The organism is Dictyobacter vulcani, from assembly GCF_008974265.1.
Lineage (GTDB): Bacteria > Chloroflexota > Ktedonobacteria > Ktedonobacterales > Ktedonobacteraceae > Dictyobacter > Dictyobacter vulcani.
The window spans coordinates 1,574,534-1,590,371 of the sequence record NZ_BKZW01000001.1; the positions used below are offsets into that span (position 1 = coordinate 1,574,534).

Here is a 15,838-nt window from a genome sequence, read left to right on the forward strand (position 1 = left end):
AGCCATGACCATGACACCGAATTCATCCACACAACCAAAGACGGATCTCCTCGCCTTAACGTTGCCACAACTACAACAATGGCTTAAAGAACGTGGTGAGGCACCATTCCGCGCTAAACAATTGTTTAACTGGCTTTATCGCCAGCTTGAAAACGACTTCTCGGCGATGTCGAATCTGCCGCTATCGCTACGTGAGCGCCTGGCCGAAGAAGCGTGTATTGGGCCCACGATTATTCGTAGCGAACTGCATTCTAAAGATGATCGCACACGCAAAATTCTGCTAGAGCTGTCTGATGGCAAACTGGTCGAATCGGTGTTGATGTTATATCCGCCGATTGGCGACAGCAGTTCACGGGCAACAGTGTGCGTTTCCAGTCAGGCTGGTTGCGCATATGGCTGTACATTCTGCGCGACAGGCCAGATGGGCTTTGATCGCCACCTCTCAGCGGGAGAAATTGTGGCCCAGGTGCTCTTTTTTGCGCGTGAACTACGCAAAGAACCCTGGACAGCGGCGGGCTTGCCTGGCACAGCGGCCATTGATCATATTACCAATATTGTCCTGATGGGCATGGGAGAGCCACTCCATAACTATACGAATGTGCTCCAGGCCCTGCGGATCCTGAATAGCTCTGATGGCTTTAATCTGGGGGCACGCCACATGACTGTCTCTACGGTTGGATTGGTACCGGCTATTCGCAAGCTGAGTCAGGAGAATCTGCAGGTCAATCTGGCCATCTCGCTGCACGCGCCAACCGATGAACTGCGCAGTCAGACTATGCCGGTGAACCGCAAGTATCCTTTGAGCGAGTTGATGGCTGCCTGTAAAGACTACATCGCCAGTACCCGACGTCAGGTGACATTTGAGTATGTACTACTATCGGGCGTTAACGATACCATGGAATATGGACAAAAACTGGCAGAACTACTGGCGCCACTCAAGCAGTTTGCTCATGTGAACTGTATTCCGGTGAATGTGACGACCGCCAGCTATCAAACACCTGGACCAGATGCAATCCGCGCCTTCCGCAATATTCTGTTTGAGCACGGTATCAGTAATAGCGTTCGGGCTGAGCGTGGAGACGATATCGCGGCCGCCTGTGGACAATTGCGGACGCGTTTTGAAAACAGTCGTAAAAAAACGGAGCTTCCCGTCGTTACGCCATAAGTACTAATTAAAAAAAAAGCAGGGATGCGACAGCACCACTGCTCACACAAGGAAGCCCCCTACAGCAGGTAGTATGTATAACGCCAGTAGAACTGGCAGCTATTAACTTACTGTAGGGGTTTTCCTTAATGCGTATTTCATGCATATGTGAACTAGCGCTCTTTAGGCAGCTTGCTCATGGTTCGTAAGCAGCGGGTGCAAATGTTGACCATGCGGGGTGAACCATTAACCTGAATACGACGGCGCTGTACGTTAAGCACAAAACGACGGCGTGTGCGATGCTGCGAAAAGGGAACATTGTTGCCATACATTGGCTTGCGCTCACAGATATCACAACGTCCTGCTGACATTTCTCTTCTTCCTCCCGGAGAATTGCATTGGACACAAAATAATTCCTTCCTTAGCGGAAGGTGCTTATCATTGCCCTTGTATTCGTTTACTTGATTATCCTCGAAGCCTCTGGTATACTGCATCAAGTAAACTCGTGCGTACACCGCTTGGATAATCCAAACATGTTATGCGAGTATAACCGATATTGGCTATTTTGGCAAGAGAGAAGACACATGCGTATGCCAAAAGCATCTGCGATACAGCCGCAACCCGGCTCACACCCTCTCGGGAAAATAGAAGTATTACCAAATGCAATTCACTCCATTGCAGTTGAAGCAACCCTGACCTGCTATGGCGTTCTGGGTATCGCCTCACCGCACCTACGCAATGGACAAGCAGTACTCCTGACACCCGAGCATAGCAATCAAGGGGTACGAATTCAAATTCTTGACGATCAGCTGACGATTGACGTTTATGTCGCACTTGAATATGGATTGCGTATTTCCGAAATTGCACACAATATTATGAGTACCGTCAAATTCTCAACCGAGAAGATGCTGGGTATTCCGGTCACACAGGTTAACGTTAATGTCCAGGGACTTATACATGGACCAGGATCACCTGAAAAGAAATAAAGGACAGAGGTAGCACAGCGGCTATGGAGGAAAACATACAACGCCCAGCACTACGTCAACGGCCCAGACGCATTAGTGTCTTTGATGGTCAAGATTTACGGAAGGCGATTTTAGCGGGCGCTGCCTGGCTAGATGTCAACCGCGAAACCATTAATGCACTAAATGTTTTTCCGGTTCCCGATGGAGATACAGGCTCAAACATGGCAGCGACGATGAAATCCGCTATTCGGAATATCACCGAAAGTCAGGAGAAGTCGGCGGCGGCTATCGCCAAGCAAGTTGCCCATGATGCATTATTGGGAGCACGTGGTAACTCAGGCGTTATCTTGTCGCAAACACTGCGCGGCATAGCCGCTGGTCTTGAGAATAAGGCCACGTTCAATGCTCAAGATCTGGCCGAGGCTTTTCAGAAAGCTTCACAACTGGCATATCGGGCAGTTATTAAACCGGTTGAAGGCACTATCCTGACGGTTGTGCGTGAGACAGCGGACGCTGCACTCAAGAGTGCGGAACGGCAGAATGATCTTGTCGTAGAAATGCAAGATATTGTAGCTGCCGCCCGTCAGGCGGTTGCGCGCACCCCCGATTTACTTCCAACCCTGAAACAGGCTGGCGTTGTCGACGCTGGTGGTCAGGGCTTCTGCACCATTTTAGAGGGTATCTTACGCTATATGCGTGGCGAGTCCATCAGCAGTACGGCCACCTCACATGAAACATCAACCACTGCCACTCAGATTGCACAGGAAGCTCATACGAAAAAGGGCCGTGTAACCATTGAGGAGGAGTTTGGGTACGAGGTTGTGTTCTTGCTGCGTGGTGCTAACCTGGATGTCGAAGGCATTCGTCAGACCATCATTGATATGGGGGGCGTCTCCACAGTGGTTGCTGGCGATGAGACCATGCTTAAGGTTCATACCCATACGGAAGCCCCTGGAAAAATTCTGGATTATGGGGTTGGCCTGGGCAGCTTGCTCGATATTAATATCGAAAATCTGCAGGAACAAAGCCTGACCTATGCTGCTGAGAGTAAAGCAGAACACGCAGATGATGATGCAAATGAGCAAGAAGCTATCAATAGTGACCAATTAGCTACCGTCGCCGTCGTTTCTGGTGATGGCTTTGAAAAAGTCTTTCGGGGCCTGGGAGTCACCTCAGTGGTCTCCGGCGGACAGACGATGAATCCGAGCATTGAAGAGCTTCTGGATGCAGTCGAAAAAAATCCGGCCCAAAAAATCATTATTTTACCCAACAACAGCAATGTCATCTTAAGTGCCCAGCAAGTAGTAGGTCTGAGCAGTAAAGAAGTGTATGTTGTGCCGTGCAAAACACTTCCACAGGGAATCGCCGCACTGATCAGTATTAACTATGCAGCAGATTTCACCACTAACTGCCAGATGATGACTGAGGCTGCCCGCACCATTCAGACTGCAGAAATCACAACAGCTGTACGTTCAGTACAACTGGGTACTTTGCATGTGCGTGAAGGAGATTTTATTGGTGTTATCAATGGTAATCTCTCGGTCGCCAATCAAAGTATGGAAGCTACGCTGAGCGACACATTACAGCGCATGAACATCGACACGTACGAAATTGTTACTGTCTATTATGGTGAGGATATCACAGAAGAGCAGGCGCAAGAGACAGCCCGGCGCATTAAAACAACCCATTCACAACTGGAAATAGAAGTGGTGAATGGTGGCCAGCCTTACTACGCATATATTATTTCTGTTGAATAAACCCGGGTCTCTTATTCGATACCCGCACATCCATACAGTATCAATTTACGTGGTACAACAGGTACCAGAAAAAGTAGCAATCCGCAGCATCAACAGAACTCTTCTGGCTGCGGATTCACTTTAATAGTTTATATTTTTCCCCAGGAGGCCTGCGATGACCATTCGCCTTGTTACAGATAGCACTGTTGATATTTCGCCAGAGACGGCAGAATCATTAGGGATTACCATGGTCCCGCTGACTGTTTTTTTTGATGAGGAGACATATCAAGATAACGTTGATATTGATAATGCCACCTTCTATCAAAAATTACAGGCAAGCAAGGTGTTACCACGCACCTCACAACCTGCCCCGGCACTTTTTCAGGAAACATATAAGCGCTTGATTCAAGAAGGCGCGACCGGCATTCTGTCAATCCACCTGTCATCTCAACTCAGTGGCACCTACCAATCAGCTTGCACTGCCTGGGAGTCCCTACCTGAAGAGGAACGTACAATCCCTTTTGAGGCTATCGACTCAAAGAACATCAGTGCGGCAATGTTCATCACCCTGAAAAAATTGTCTGAAATGAACAAAGAGGGTAGCAGCCTTGCAGAGCTCAAAGCTTATGCAGAGGATCGCTTCTTCCGTACACATCTTTTAGCAGTTCTCGATACCCTGGAATTTGTGAAGCGCGGCGGCCGCATCGGTGGCGCCAAAGCATTGCTCGGCAATATGCTCAGCGTCAAACCAATCATCACCTTGAATAGAGAAGGTGCAGTGGTTCCGGTTGAACAGCCGCGCACACGCACAAAAGCCTTTGCCCGTATCAGTCAGCTGATAAAAGAAAGTGGACCCATCGAAGAGATGGCCATTGCTGAGTCCAATGAAGAGGTAGGCTTACAACTGGCAGAGGCACTAAAAACAGTCTATACTGGAGAAATTGCTCGCCAGACACTGGGAGCCGCCCTCGGCACCCATACAGGTCCCGGCACAGTCGCGGTTGCGTTTGTGACTGCCAAACAATAAGTAACCCTTCTCACATAAAAAAGATTTAGAGTGTGTCTGAGGTTCACGCTGATTGGGGTGATAACGTTCAGCCACACTCGGGCACTAACGTGCCCATCCTTCTATAAGTGTGTGATGAAAAATATCGCGCGGTGCGCGATATTTTTCATCACACACTTATATTTTTGCCCGCTGCAGGCGCGAATCCTCAGAACGCAAGATTCCCATAGCAGTAAACCTCAAATATATTCTCATCTGAAGCCTGAAAACTCATCTATCCACAGCCACCATAGCTCTTGCAGGGCCTTCCTGTCTATTTACGCAATATATAGTAATAGATGATTGAATGGCCTCCTGACCATTGACTATACACAGGTCGTCACGTACAATAGTAGTACCAACGTGTGTCTTCTTGTATACACAGTTGAAACGCCCGGCGTGTTGTATGTGTTGTATGCGCACGCATATGTCCAGCTTATATAAGGAAGGGCCATAGCACCCTGAGTGCGCAAATATGGCAGACATATGCACAGCAAAACTGAGTTTTGCGTAGTTTGTTAAACTGAACAATAGTAGCTACAAGCATGAAGTAGCGCAGGAAAACAACCGATTTTCGTTGGCATCAGCCATGCAGCAAACATGGCGTAAACTGCGAAGGAGGAACGACTGTGGGAATGTTACGGGTGATGTCACGGCGCGGCGACGACCGCCTCATATGGGATGAGCAAAAAATTCAAGCAGGTGATCCCGAAGCTGTCGCTGCCATCCGCGAAGCGGAACGAATCTTCGAGCAAGAAAAAGCGAAAGGTGCAACAGCTTTTCGCGTCTCCGATGGTAAAGCGGTACAACGCATTGATAAATTCGATGCCACAGCTGAACAAATAGTTTTGGTACCACGAGTCGTTGGCGGATGAACTTCGCGTCCCTGGTCATCTCGATCCTGTGTTGGATGATCATAGCTCTTGCGATCACACCGGTGGTATGGCTGTTCTTACTCCCATACCTCAAAGGATGGTCCCGCGCTGAACGCCGGGCGGCTAATCTGTTACGCGATATGCTAACGCCAGAGCAACTCCGCCAACTCCTCTGGCGTGGCTACCTGGAAATACCCAGCCCGACTGAACCCAAACGAACATATCGCGTACCCAGAAGCAAAGGCTATGTCCAGGTCCTTGAAAATGGCCATGCAATTATGCGTTTATGTCTACAACCTGCCGAGTATCTACCAGATGCTGATGTTGTAGTACTGCATAAGCTCATGATAGAGGCCAACGAAGAGCTGTACTTACAAAAAGCTAATAAGTACACATGCCATGACTGACATAGGAAAGAATGATGTCCGGGGTACGTTGTACCATTTGGTATGCGCCAGACAAAAACACCCCGAGGGGCGTACAATTATACGCCCCTATTCTGGCTTTAGCTGGAACACATACGCGCCCTCTTATCCCTCAGGCTCACCACCTTCAAAATCTTCAATCTGAACGATTTCACGATGCCCGTTCTGTTTAACGCACGCATGAGGTCCTCCGTCCAATGGCGCATGGCATAGAGGACACACAGGGCGACCCGCAGTGATAACGACCTGAATGGCAGTTGAGAGATCCTGCGCCTGCTGCTGGGTGAAAGCACAGGAAATCTGCTCTTCTTCAGCCATGGTCACTTCTGGTTCCCTGTTCAGTTCTTGCTCCACATTGAGTGGGGTAATCAGCAATGTGAAAAAAGCATCCTGCTCATCAAAGCTAAGGCGCATCTGACCGACCTGAGCATCATAAGTGGGATAACGTGGGAAGTCAACCGGTATGGCCTCAATCAGCGGCTCTCCGCCAGCACGAGCCTCTGTACGTAGCACCTGACCTTCAGTAATCAGAGCCAATGTACGGTCCAACGCCTCGGCCAATCCAGCCAGTTGCTCCTTTTCCATCCACATCACCATAGACGCCCAGGTATTGCGGGCAAAAAGCCGAAAGCGCCGCTGTCCAGGCTGACCAACGGCATCAGCGCCCAGCACCGATACGAGTCCTAAATCTGTACTCATTTTTCTACCTCATCAATATCCACGTGCCGGATCATAGCGATTTCGCAGTGGTTCTCCGGCCCGATAGCGTCGTAGATTTTCCGCAAACAACTCGGTCAAACGCTGATCATAGTGCACACTATCGCCAGAGATATGGGGGGTCAGAATGACGTTTGGCAATGAGAACAAAGGACTGTCCGGCGGCAGTGGTTCTTCCTGCGTGACATCCAGGCCAGCTCCAGCGATCCAACCTTCTCGCAACGCACGAATCAACATTTTCTCATCGACAATCTGTCCACGCGCGACATTGACCAGATACGTGTGGGGTCGCATAGCACGCAACTCGGGTTCACCAATCAACTTTTCAGTTTGTGGAGTCAGGGGAACCGCGAGCACCACATAATCACTCTGGCGTAGCATGTCATGCAAACGCTCCATTGGATAGAGCAGATCAACATCAGGATCACGCATGCCCTGGTCAACGTTACGTCTGGTGGCCACGACACGCATGCCAAAGGCGTGTCCTAACTGTGCCACTCGACGCCCAATACTGCCCAGACCGATGATGCCTAAGGTCTGATTGACAAGTTCACGCCCCCTTAGTTTATACCAGTTTGCGCTATGCGGCCAGACATGGCGATCCTGCAGGCGTACCATCTCCGGCCAGGTCCGGTTGAACATGAGCATACTCCCAAAGACATATTCGCCAATGGTCGATGCATGAATACCAACCGCAGTCGTCACGGTAACCACATCGGGTTCATCCAGAATTCCAGTAGGACGTAAACCATCAACACCAGCACCTGAGGCCTGTAGCCAGCGTAGGTGTGGTGCCAGGACTCGCCAGTTATTGGGAACCCAATATGAACAGAGGATCTCAGCTTCCTGCAACCGCGCAAGAAACTCCTCGTTATTGGCAATACAGAGTACGTCTGTCTGGGCGGCCTCGCGTAAGATGGCCTGTGATGTCGGGGTAAACTGGAACGTGCTAATTACTTTCCGATGTTCTGGCATACAGCCTCCTCCTTAAGTTCAGTGCGTTCAGCGGTCTGTGGCTTTTATACCACCAGATTCCGGTTATCTAAAGCTGAAGCTACTAACACTACTATTATAAACCTTAAAATCTTTTTTTAACTATCTTGCTTAACCATTGGTTTATACAAGTCCTATAAACAGGGATGGTGAAACTCGACGAATTTTCTAGATGGCATGCCATTCAATTGTGTGAGCGAAGCCGCTTGCTCTTGTTGTGCTGTGGCGAATTCGCTAGCCGCGAGTGAGCGGCGTTCACAATTGACTTTCAATAGCATGCCATTCAATTGTGTGACAGACACTATGGGAGGCTACATTTTTTGGCTGTCTAAAAAGTGTAGCTACTGTTGCAACCAGAATGTTTCCTGTGCTATAATCCGACTGGTATTATTGAGAAGAACAGAGATGGGACAATAAGGATGAAACAGAGACCGCCTTCCCCTACTGTGTTAAATACGCTGGGAGCGTTGAGCGGCATGGGCTTCACAGTAGCCATCCCCATCGCCCTTGGAGCCATTCTAGGGAATTACCTGGATGGCCTTCTTCATACCGGACCATTGTTTATACTTCTCGGGCTGCTGCTTGGCCTGATTTCGGGGATTTATGGTGCATACCGTTTATATAAGAGTGTCTTTCAGTAAGGCCAAACGGATCCCTTAAGCACATCGAACCAGACCTGGCAGAGCTCGGCATATAGGGAGGACAGCCGAGTGAATCTGTGGAAACTTCCAGCGATCACGATTGCCCCGGAAGTAATTATTCCTGGCACGTGGATCACCAACACTCTGCTATGTACGTGGATATCCATTATTTGCTTACTCGTAGTATTTTTTATTGGTACACGACGGCGCGATCTGGTTCCAGCAGGATTACAAAATGCCCTTGAGTGGCTCGTTGAGTTTCTGCAGAATCTGGTGGAGAGTGTGGCGGGTAAAGAGCGTGGAAAACGCTTCCTACCTCTCGTAGCTACATTCTTTATCTTCATTTTATTCTGCAATTTGCTCGACGTTATTCCTGGTGTCGATACCATCGGTATCGTTCATTTAGATGAGGCGCACGCCAATGCGGTCGTTAATGGCCCATTGTTGTGGGGTGATCTCTCTAATCAAATTATTCCCTGGTTACGTCCTGGTACGACTGACCTGAACCTGACCCTATCGATGGCTCTGGTCTCAGTAGTAGTGACGCAGATTCTGGGTTTCTCGATGCTCGGTTTTAAAGATCAGGCCAGTAAGTATCTGAACTTTAAAGCGATCAAAGACAAAGGTGGCATGGGCCTGGTTGACTTCCTGGTAGGCGTACTTGAAATTATCAGTGAACTCGGACGTTTGATTTCTTTCTCCTTCCGTCTCTTTGGTAATATCTTCGCTGGTAGCGTACTGCTCGCAGTCTTCGCTTATCTGCTGCCTGTAGTCGCCAACGTCATCTTTGTTCCATTCGAGCTTTTTGTTGCCGTCATCCAGGCGTTTGTTTTCGCCTTCTTGACCTTGCTCTTCATGCAAGTTGGTACCACCAGCCACTCACATCACGATGAGGGTGAGCATGAGGTCCATCATGAGTATGAGGGCAGTGCTGTCGCTAGCCACTAGTCACACAGCACACATCACACTTGCTTGCTACTCACAGATATCTATCTGTGATTGCATAAATAAACTGAATCATAATTACACACACATATGTCCTTAAGGAGGATTTTTACACATGAACCTGTCTCCACTCGCAGCAGCTCTCGCTATTGGTATTGGTGCTATCGGACCCGGCCTCGCCATTGGTATTCTGGCTGCTAAAGCCATGGAAGCCATCGGCCGCAATCCTGAGGCTGCTCCTGTTATTCAGACAAATATGATCCTGGCTATCGTGTTCGCTGAAGCTATCGCTATTTATGCTCTGGTAGTCGCCCTGCTGATCAAATTCATCTAAGTAATACTTTTTCATATTGTAATGTGGAGACGTAGCGCGTCCAATCTGCTTTCCTCTTCTTTCTTTCCAACTGTAAAAAAAGGGAGAAACAGGTGATGCCGCGTCTCCGCGTTACGTACGGAACATTGCTTATTACTTTTGACGGAAAGGAAGCGCTATCGTGAACATAACCCTTACCCTGGCTTCAGCCGCGCTCGCCCATGCCGAAGGCGGAAAAAGCGGACTGGACGCATTGGGTATCAATGCAGCCGCATTTCTTTCGCAGCTGGTTACCTTTCTGGTCGTTTTCGTTCTTCTCTGGAAGTATTTCTTGCCCGTAATTCAGCGCACGCTTGAGAAGCGGCAGGCATTAATCCGTGAAGGCATCGAGAACGCAGAGAAGGCCAAGCGCGATCTGGCAGAAGCAACCAGCAACGCCGAGCGTATCATCCTTGACGCCAAGCGTCAGGCCCAGGATACCATTGAGCGTGCGACCAAGAATGCCAGTCAGGTTGCTCAGCAAATCGAAGTCGAAGCTCGTGAACGTGCGGAAAAAATTGGCCAGCAGCAAATTGCTCGTATCCAGCAAGAGGCAAATCGTGCTCGCATGGAACTGAGCCGTGATGTTGTCAATCTTTCCATTGACGCCGCCAGCAAAGTTATCAGCCGGTCAGTTGATAGCAATGACAACCGCCGATTGGTCGAAGAGTTTGTCACGGCTAGTGACCAGGCGAGGAACAACTAATGCTTAAAGGAGCGATCGCACGTCGCTATGCAGGAGCGATCTTTGAGATTGCGCGGAAACAGAACACCATGGACCGCACACTCGAAGATGTCAAAGGTATCGCAGAGGTCTTTGCTCATCGCAAACTGGCCTACTTGTTACGCGAGCCTAAGATCCCTGCTCAGCGCAAAGAGACAGCTTTACGCCAGGCTTTAGCCGCAAAAGTGCTGCCTACGTCGCTCAACCTTGCCCTGCTCATCGTCCAGCGTGAGTTGGTCGATGTTATGCCAAATATTGCAACCGAGTTCGAACACCTCGTGCTTGACTATCGCAATCAGGCAGTCGCAGAGGTCACAACAGCAGCGCAATTAGACGATGCCCAGAAGGCAGTCGTTAAAAGAGCGCTTGAGCAGAAGACTGGCAAAAGCATTTTGATTGAGACTCGGGTTGATCCGAGTATTCTGGGTGGTGTTATCGCACGTGTAGGAGATGAGATCATCGATGGTAGTGTCCGCAATCGCTTGCATGTTTTACAGCAGCAGTTGCTCTCAGGCATTACCGTCACCAACACTGATGAATTTGCTTCTGAAGATGTTGCTGAAGCAGCAAACAGATAGCGACGGCATCTCACCAACACCATAGTCACAACTATCTCGATCTATTGTACAGGTATATCCGGGTCGGGAGCGTAATCTGAACCAGTTGACCCCCGTACCAGAGTCCACCTGAAAAAGCTCTTACGAGAAAAAAACACGTAGATCGATAAAACAAATACAACGACAAACGTAACAAGCCACTAGGAAACACTAGGAGGAACGCGATGGCATCTTGGGCTGATGAAATCAGTGCCATCATAGAGAAAAACATCGCAGGCTTTGGAGCTGATACCACCTCGACCGCGAGTGTCGGTACCGTAATCGCGGTACAAGACGGTGTCGCCCGTATTTATGGCCTGCAAGATGTGAAATATCTTGAGTTGGTAGAATTTCCCCGTACGGGGCTTTATGGCATGGCCTTCAACCTCGAAGAGGAAGCGGTCAGTTGCCCAATTCTGGGTGATTATACTCAGATTCGTGAAGATGATGAAGTTCGCACAACCGGACGCATCATCCAGGTTCCAGTTGGCGATGCACTGCTCGGCCGTGTGGTCAATCCAATTGGTCAACCCCTCGACGATCGTGGTCCGATCGCTACCGAGAAATTCCGCCCGATCGAGCGTGTCGCCCCTGGCGTTATTACTCGTCAGTCGGTGAGCCAGCCAGTACAAACTGGTATTAAAGCGATCGATAGCATGATCCCGGTTGGCCGTGGCCAGCGTGAGCTGATCATTGGTGACCGCCAGACTGGTAAGACCGCTGTCGCAATCGACACGATCATTAACCAGAAGGGCAAAGACCTGATCTGTATCTACGTGGCAATTGGTCAGAAGAATTCTTCGATTGCTCGTACCCGCGCCATCCTGGAAGAGCATGGTGCTATGGATTACACGATCATCGTGGCTTCAAGCGCCTCTGATCCTGCTCCTTTGAAATACATCGCCCCTTACGCCGGTTGTGCGATTGGCGAAGAATTCATGGAGAGCGGGCGCGATGCTATGATCGTTTATGATGATCTGACCAAGCACGCAGAAGCATACCGTAACATTTCACTGATCATTCGCCGCCCTCCTGGACGCGAAGCATATCCCGGTGACGTGTTCTACCTGCACTCCCGTCTGCTGGAGCGCGCTGCTCGCTTGAACAAAGATTACGGCGGTGGTTCTTTGACCGCTCTGCCAATCATTGAGACCAAAGCGAATGACGTTTCGGCTTACATTCCAACCAACCTGATCTCGATCACCGATGGTCAGATCTTCCTGGAAACTGACCTTTTTAACGCTGGTCAGCGCCCTGCTCTGAATACCGGTATCTCGGTATCCCGCGTAGGTAGTAGCGCACAGACAAAAGGTATGAGCCAGGTTGCCGGTACCCTGCGTCTGGACCTCGCCCAGTTCCGTGAATTGGAAGCGTTCTCACAGTTCGCATCCGACCTGGATAGAGCCACCAGGTCCCGTATCGATCGCGGTCGCCGTATCCTGGAAGTCCTGAAACAGCCACAGTATCAGCCTGTCTCAGTTGAGCGCCAGGTTATGATCCTTTACGCAGTCACCAATGGCTACCTGGATGAGGTTCCCCTGAACCAGGTCAGCGCCTGGGAGTCCGGTTTCTATCGTTTCATCGATGCTAATTACCAGGACCTGCAAAACGAGCTTGTCGAGAGCTCGATCACAGGCCGTAACAAAATGAGCAAAGATCTGATGAACAAACTGGGTGCTGCAATCGAAGATTATCAGAAAACAGCCGCACCACGTGAAGAGCAAAAGCGCTAGGAGGCAGATAGATGCCATCAACCCGAGAAATTCGGCAGCGCATACGATCAGTAAAAAATACAGCGAAAATCACTAAAGCCATGCAAATGGTGGCGAGTAGTAAGATGCGTCGGGCGCAGGAGCGAGTGGAACAAGCTCGCCCCTTCGCCGATCAGATCCGCGAACTCGTCTCTCGCCTGGCAACAGCGGCCTCTAATGGCAATGAGGATCTGGCTGAGGATCTGGTATTGCTGAAGCAGCGTCCAGTGAGAAATATTGGCATTGTGCTGATCTCTCCTGATCGCGGCCTCTGCGGTGCCTTACCTTCAAACATTAATCGTCAGGCTGCTTTGACCGCAAGGAATGAGAGTCGCCGTTTGTCAGAGCAGGGCGGTAGCCCAAACGTTGAGTACGTCGCAGTCGGTCGTAAAGGCCGGGATTTCGTCGTACGTAGCGAGCTCGATATGATCGCTGAGTTCACCAATTATGGTGATCGACCCGGCATCGGGGATGCTACGGCCATCGCACAAGTGGCTGTGGATGCCTTCCTGAAAGGGGAGGTCGATGTTGTTTATCTGGTCTATGCAAAATTCGTCAATACGGTGACACAAACACCGGTGACGGTGCAATTGCTGCCTGTACAGCCACCCGAAAAAAAGGAAGGTGACGAGCCGGAAGGCAAGGCAAGTGAATATATTTACGAGCCTGATGAGCAGACGATATTCAAAGCTTTGCTCCCACGCTACGTAGATATTCTGGTCTATCAGGCCCTGCTTGAAGCCGTTGCCAGTCAGCAGTCAGCACAGATGGTTGCGATGAAAAACGCAACCGACAATGCCAACGACCTGATTCAGGATCTCACCTTGACGTATAACAAGGTCCGCCAGGCCGCGATTACCACACAGATTCTTGAGGTGGTAGCGGGTGCTGAGGCGCTCTAAAGAGATATCTGTGCAGGGGGAAGACAAAAGAGATCCCTGCAATGGAGAAATACATGACAGTAACACAAACTGGCGCGAAGGGTAAAGTCGTGCAGGTATTGGGAGCTGTGGTAGACGTTGAGTTTCCCCAGGACCAATTACCAGAAATTTATAACCAGGTGCTGACCCGCCCTGCTGGTGCTACAGAGGACCTCGCCCTTGAGGTTGAGCAGCACCTTGGTAACAACTGGGTCCGCTGCGTTGCCATGGGTCCAACCGATGGTTTGCAGCGTGGTACCGATGCTATCAACACCGGCGCTCCTATTAGCGTTCCTGTCGGTCCTAAAACACTGGGCCGTATCTTCAACGTTCTGGGTCGTGCTATCGATAACAAGCCAGAAGTAGAGGATGTTCCTCGCTATCCAATTCACCGCCATGCTCCTACGCTGGAAGATCAGTCTTCTAACGTTGAGGTTTTCGAGACCGGCATTAAAGTTATTGACCTGATCTGCCCCTTCATGAAAGGTGGTAAGATTGGTGCCTTCGGTGGTGCTGGCGTCGGCAAGACCGTCGTTATTCAGGAACTGATCAATAACATTGCTAAAGGTCACGGTGGTTATAGCGTTTTTGCTGGTGTGGGTGAGCGCACCCGCGAAGGTAATGACCTGTACCATGAGATGCAGGAAGCTAAGGTTATTGACCGTCTGGCCATGGTCTTTGGTCAGATGAATGAGCCTCCCGGATCTCGTCTGCGTGTGGCGCTGAGCGGTCTGGCGATTGCTGAGTACTTCCGCGACGAAGAGCATAAAGACGTTCTGCTCTTCATCGATAACATTTTCCGCTTCACTCAGGCTGGTGCTGAGGTATCTGCTCTGCTCGGTCGTATGCCGTCAGCTGTAGGTTACCAGCCAAACCTGGCTGAAGAGATGGGTGAACTGCAGGAGCGCATTACCTCCACGAAGCAGGGTTCGATCACTTCGATGCAGGCCGTCTACGTGCCCGCTGACGACTACACTGATCCTGCTCCAGCTACAACCTTTGCTCACCTTGACTCAACCATCGTGTTGGAGCGCTCAATCGCGCAGAAGGGTATCTACCCTGCGGTAGATCCACTGAACTCCACCAGCCGTATTCTTGATCCCCAGGTTGTGGGCGAGGAGCATTATGGCGTTACCCGTGGCGTACAGACTGTTCTCCAGCGCTATAAAGAGTTACAGGACATCATCGCCATTCTGGGTGTTGATGAACTGTCTGACGATGATAAGCTGATCGTGGCTCGTGCTCGTAAGTTGGAGCGCTTCTGCTCACAGCCTTTCACCGTTGCTGAGGTCTTCACCGGCCTGCCTGGTAAATATGTGAAGCTGCAGGATACCATTCGTAGCTTTAAAGCTATTCTGGACGGCGAAGTGGACCATATTCCTGAGACATACTTCCTGTCACAGGGAGCAATTGAGGATGTGATTGCAGCGTACGACGCCGATCAGAAGAAGGGTTAAACGATGGCGACACGCAATACACTGCATGTCGAGGTAGTAACCGCGGAGCATGAGCTCTACAATGGTGAGGCCGAAATCGTGGACGCACCTGGAGCAGATGGGCAGTTAGGTATTTTACCTGAACACGCCCCCCTGCTGGCCCTGCTGGGACCGGGACCTTTACAGATTAAATTGCATGGAAATGATAGCATCTTTTTCGTTTCCGGCGGTTTTCTTGAGGTCTCCAACGATCGCGTGACCATTCTGGCTGATACCGCAGAGCAAGCGGAAGAGATTGACGAGGCACGTGCCCAAGCAGCACGCCGCCAGGCCGAAGAGCGCCTGCAAGATGCGCAGTCCCGTACCGAGCGTGCGGAACTCCAGGCAGCTCTGATGCGCGCACTCAGTCGCCTGAAGGTGGTTGAGATCGCACGTCGTAGTGGTCGCGTCCGCTAGCCACCGCATTGATATGCAAACTGCTACTTAGCAGCAAAGAGCAAGGCGCAGGTTTCATTGAGACCTGCGCCTTGCTCTTTGTTCATATCCGGGTATTTTTATATCCTTAACCAGGAT

18 protein-coding genes are annotated in these 15,838 nt (G+C 50.3%); 15 read left to right on the plus strand and 3 right to left on the minus strand.

The window, feature by feature from the left end; translation table 11 throughout:
* Window positions 1-10: 10 nt before the first annotated feature.
* Window positions 11-1,165 (plus strand): dual-specificity RNA methyltransferase RlmN, encoded by a 1,155-nt coding sequence (gene rlmN / locus KDW_RS06485; RefSeq protein WP_198925211.1) that lies wholly within the window; start codon window positions 11-13, stop codon window positions 1,163-1,165.
* A gap of 152 nt (window positions 1,166-1,317) precedes the next feature.
* On the opposite strand, the gene rpmB is transcribed toward rlmN, so the two are convergent.
* Entirely contained in the window at window positions 1,318-1,515 is a 198-nt protein-coding gene (gene rpmB / locus KDW_RS06490) for a 50S ribosomal protein L28 (protein WP_126626348.1), read from the minus strand.
* A 219-nt stretch (window positions 1,516-1,734) separates the two neighbouring features.
* On the opposite strand from rpmB, the gene KDW_RS06495 reads away from it, so the two are divergent.
* The 5 genes from KDW_RS06495 to KDW_RS06515 all read left to right on the plus strand — a co-directional run bounded on the left by KDW_RS06495 (window position 1,735) and on the right by KDW_RS06515 (window position 6,172).
* Window positions 1,735-2,130, plus strand: a complete 396-nt coding sequence (locus KDW_RS06495; RefSeq protein WP_162005007.1) for an Asp23/Gls24 family envelope stress response protein — start codon at window positions 1,735-1,737, stop codon at window positions 2,128-2,130.
* A gap of 23 nt (window positions 2,131-2,153) precedes the next feature.
* On the plus strand, window positions 2,154-3,866 hold the full coding sequence (locus KDW_RS06500) for a DAK2 domain-containing protein (protein WP_151755205.1): 1,713 nt from the start codon (window positions 2,154-2,156) through the stop codon (window positions 3,864-3,866).
* A 154-nt stretch (window positions 3,867-4,020) separates the two neighbouring features.
* Window positions 4,021-4,872 (plus strand): DegV family protein, encoded by an 852-nt coding sequence (locus KDW_RS06505; RefSeq protein ID WP_151755206.1) that lies wholly within the window; start codon window positions 4,021-4,023, stop codon window positions 4,870-4,872.
* A gap of 653 nt (window positions 4,873-5,525) precedes the next feature.
* Window positions 5,526-5,765: a hypothetical protein gene (locus tag KDW_RS06510; protein WP_233097769.1), complete on the plus strand. Its 240-nt coding sequence runs from the start codon at window positions 5,526-5,528 to the stop codon at window positions 5,763-5,765.
* On the plus strand, window positions 5,762-6,172 hold the full coding sequence (locus KDW_RS06515; protein WP_151755208.1) for a hypothetical protein: 411 nt from the start codon (window positions 5,762-5,764) through the stop codon (window positions 6,170-6,172). The genes KDW_RS06510 and KDW_RS06515 overlap by 4 nt, the downstream gene beginning before the upstream one ends.
* A gap of 123 nt (window positions 6,173-6,295) precedes the next feature.
* Here KDW_RS06515 and KDW_RS06520 read toward each other — a convergent pair whose 3' ends face one another.
* On the minus strand, window positions 6,296-6,889 hold the full coding sequence (locus tag KDW_RS06520; RefSeq protein WP_151755209.1) for a DUF3090 family protein: 594 nt from the start codon (window positions 6,887-6,889) through the stop codon (window positions 6,296-6,298).
* A 12-nt stretch (window positions 6,890-6,901) separates the two neighbouring features.
* Window positions 6,902-7,882: a D-2-hydroxyacid dehydrogenase gene (locus tag KDW_RS06525; protein WP_151755210.1), complete on the minus strand. Its 981-nt coding sequence runs from the start codon at window positions 7,880-7,882 to the stop codon at window positions 6,902-6,904.
* A 437-nt stretch (window positions 7,883-8,319) separates the two neighbouring features.
* Between KDW_RS06525 and KDW_RS06530 the strand changes: the two genes are divergently transcribed.
* The 9 genes from KDW_RS06530 to KDW_RS06570 all read left to right on the plus strand — a co-directional run bounded on the left by KDW_RS06530 (window position 8,320) and on the right by KDW_RS06570 (window position 15,721).
* Window positions 8,320-8,541, plus strand: coding sequence for an AtpZ/AtpI family protein (locus KDW_RS06530; protein WP_151755211.1), 222 nt, complete (start codon window positions 8,320-8,322; stop codon window positions 8,539-8,541).
* Window positions 8,542-8,610: 69 nt separating this feature from the next.
* The gene (gene atpB, locus KDW_RS06535; protein WP_151755212.1) at window positions 8,611-9,489 is read left to right on the plus strand and encodes a F0F1 ATP synthase subunit A; all 879 of its coding nucleotides are present in this window, start codon (window positions 8,611-8,613) and stop codon (window positions 9,487-9,489) included.
* A gap of 112 nt (window positions 9,490-9,601) precedes the next feature.
* Entirely contained in the window at window positions 9,602-9,820 is a 219-nt protein-coding gene (atpE, locus tag KDW_RS06540) for an ATP synthase F0 subunit C (RefSeq protein WP_151755213.1), read from the plus strand.
* A 160-nt stretch (window positions 9,821-9,980) separates the two neighbouring features.
* Complete coding sequence (gene atpF, locus KDW_RS06545) at window positions 9,981-10,544, plus strand: F0F1 ATP synthase subunit B (RefSeq protein ID WP_162005008.1); 564 nt, start codon at window positions 9,981-9,983, stop codon at window positions 10,542-10,544.
* Window positions 10,544-11,140, plus strand: a complete 597-nt coding sequence (atpH, locus tag KDW_RS06550) for an ATP synthase F1 subunit delta (RefSeq protein ID WP_151755215.1) — start codon at window positions 10,544-10,546, stop codon at window positions 11,138-11,140. The genes atpF and atpH overlap by 1 nt, the downstream gene beginning before the upstream one ends.
* 203 nt (window positions 11,141-11,343) lie before the next feature.
* The gene (gene atpA, locus KDW_RS06555) at window positions 11,344-12,891 is read left to right on the plus strand and encodes a F0F1 ATP synthase subunit alpha (protein WP_151755216.1); all 1,548 of its coding nucleotides are present in this window, start codon (window positions 11,344-11,346) and stop codon (window positions 12,889-12,891) included.
* Window positions 12,892-12,902: 11 nt separating this feature from the next.
* Window positions 12,903-13,811: an ATP synthase F1 subunit gamma gene (gene atpG / locus KDW_RS06560; RefSeq protein WP_151755217.1), complete on the plus strand. Its 909-nt coding sequence runs from the start codon at window positions 12,903-12,905 to the stop codon at window positions 13,809-13,811.
* A gap of 53 nt (window positions 13,812-13,864) precedes the next feature.
* A complete protein-coding gene (atpD, locus tag KDW_RS06565) occupies window positions 13,865-15,286 on the plus strand; it encodes a F0F1 ATP synthase subunit beta (RefSeq protein WP_151755218.1) in 1,422 nt (473 codons plus the stop codon).
* 3 nt (window positions 15,287-15,289) lie between these two features.
* Window positions 15,290-15,721, plus strand: coding sequence for a F0F1 ATP synthase subunit epsilon (locus KDW_RS06570; RefSeq protein ID WP_151755219.1), 432 nt, complete (start codon window positions 15,290-15,292; stop codon window positions 15,719-15,721).
* Window positions 15,722-15,838: the final 117 nt, after the last annotated feature.

What these genes read in the sequence shown, in the direction of transcription:
- KDW_RS06510 (WP_233097769.1), top strand. Translation starts at nt 5,526, where the DNA reads ATGTTACGGGTGATGTCACGGCGCGGCGACGACCGCCTCATATGGGAT.
- KDW_RS06500 (WP_151755205.1), top strand. Translation starts at nt 2,154, where the DNA reads ATGGAGGAAAACATACAACGCCCAGCACTACGTCAACGGCCCAGACGC.
- KDW_RS06570 (WP_151755219.1), top strand. Translation starts at nt 15,290, where the DNA reads ATGGCGACACGCAATACACTGCATGTCGAGGTAGTAACCGCGGAGCAT.
- rpmB (WP_126626348.1), bottom strand. Translation starts at nt 1,515, where the DNA reads ATGTCAGCAGGACGTTGTGATATCTGTGAGCGCAAGCCAATGTATGGC.
- atpE (WP_151755213.1), top strand. Translation starts at nt 9,602, where the DNA reads ATGAACCTGTCTCCACTCGCAGCAGCTCTCGCTATTGGTATTGGTGCT.
- KDW_RS06520 (WP_151755209.1), bottom strand. Translation starts at nt 6,889, where the DNA reads ATGAGTACAGATTTAGGACTCGTATCGGTGCTGGGCGCTGATGCCGTT.
- atpD (WP_151755218.1), top strand. Translation starts at nt 13,865, where the DNA reads ATGACAGTAACACAAACTGGCGCGAAGGGTAAAGTCGTGCAGGTATTG.
- KDW_RS06525 (WP_151755210.1), bottom strand. Translation starts at nt 7,882, where the DNA reads ATGCCAGAACATCGGAAAGTAATTAGCACGTTCCAGTTTACCCCGACA.
- atpA (WP_151755216.1), top strand. Translation starts at nt 11,344, where the DNA reads ATGGCATCTTGGGCTGATGAAATCAGTGCCATCATAGAGAAAAACATC.
- rlmN (WP_198925211.1), top strand. Translation starts at nt 11, where the DNA reads ATGACACCGAATTCATCCACACAACCAAAGACGGATCTCCTCGCCTTA.
- KDW_RS06530 (WP_151755211.1), top strand. Translation starts at nt 8,320, where the DNA reads ATGAAACAGAGACCGCCTTCCCCTACTGTGTTAAATACGCTGGGAGCG.
- KDW_RS06515 (WP_151755208.1), top strand. Translation starts at nt 5,762, where the DNA reads ATGAACTTCGCGTCCCTGGTCATCTCGATCCTGTGTTGGATGATCATA.
- KDW_RS06495 (WP_162005007.1), top strand. Translation starts at nt 1,735, where the DNA reads ATGCCAAAAGCATCTGCGATACAGCCGCAACCCGGCTCACACCCTCTC.
- KDW_RS06505 (WP_151755206.1), top strand. Translation starts at nt 4,021, where the DNA reads ATGACCATTCGCCTTGTTACAGATAGCACTGTTGATATTTCGCCAGAG.
- atpG (WP_151755217.1), top strand. Translation starts at nt 12,903, where the DNA reads ATGCCATCAACCCGAGAAATTCGGCAGCGCATACGATCAGTAAAAAAT.
- atpH (WP_151755215.1), top strand. Translation starts at nt 10,544, where the DNA reads ATGCTTAAAGGAGCGATCGCACGTCGCTATGCAGGAGCGATCTTTGAG.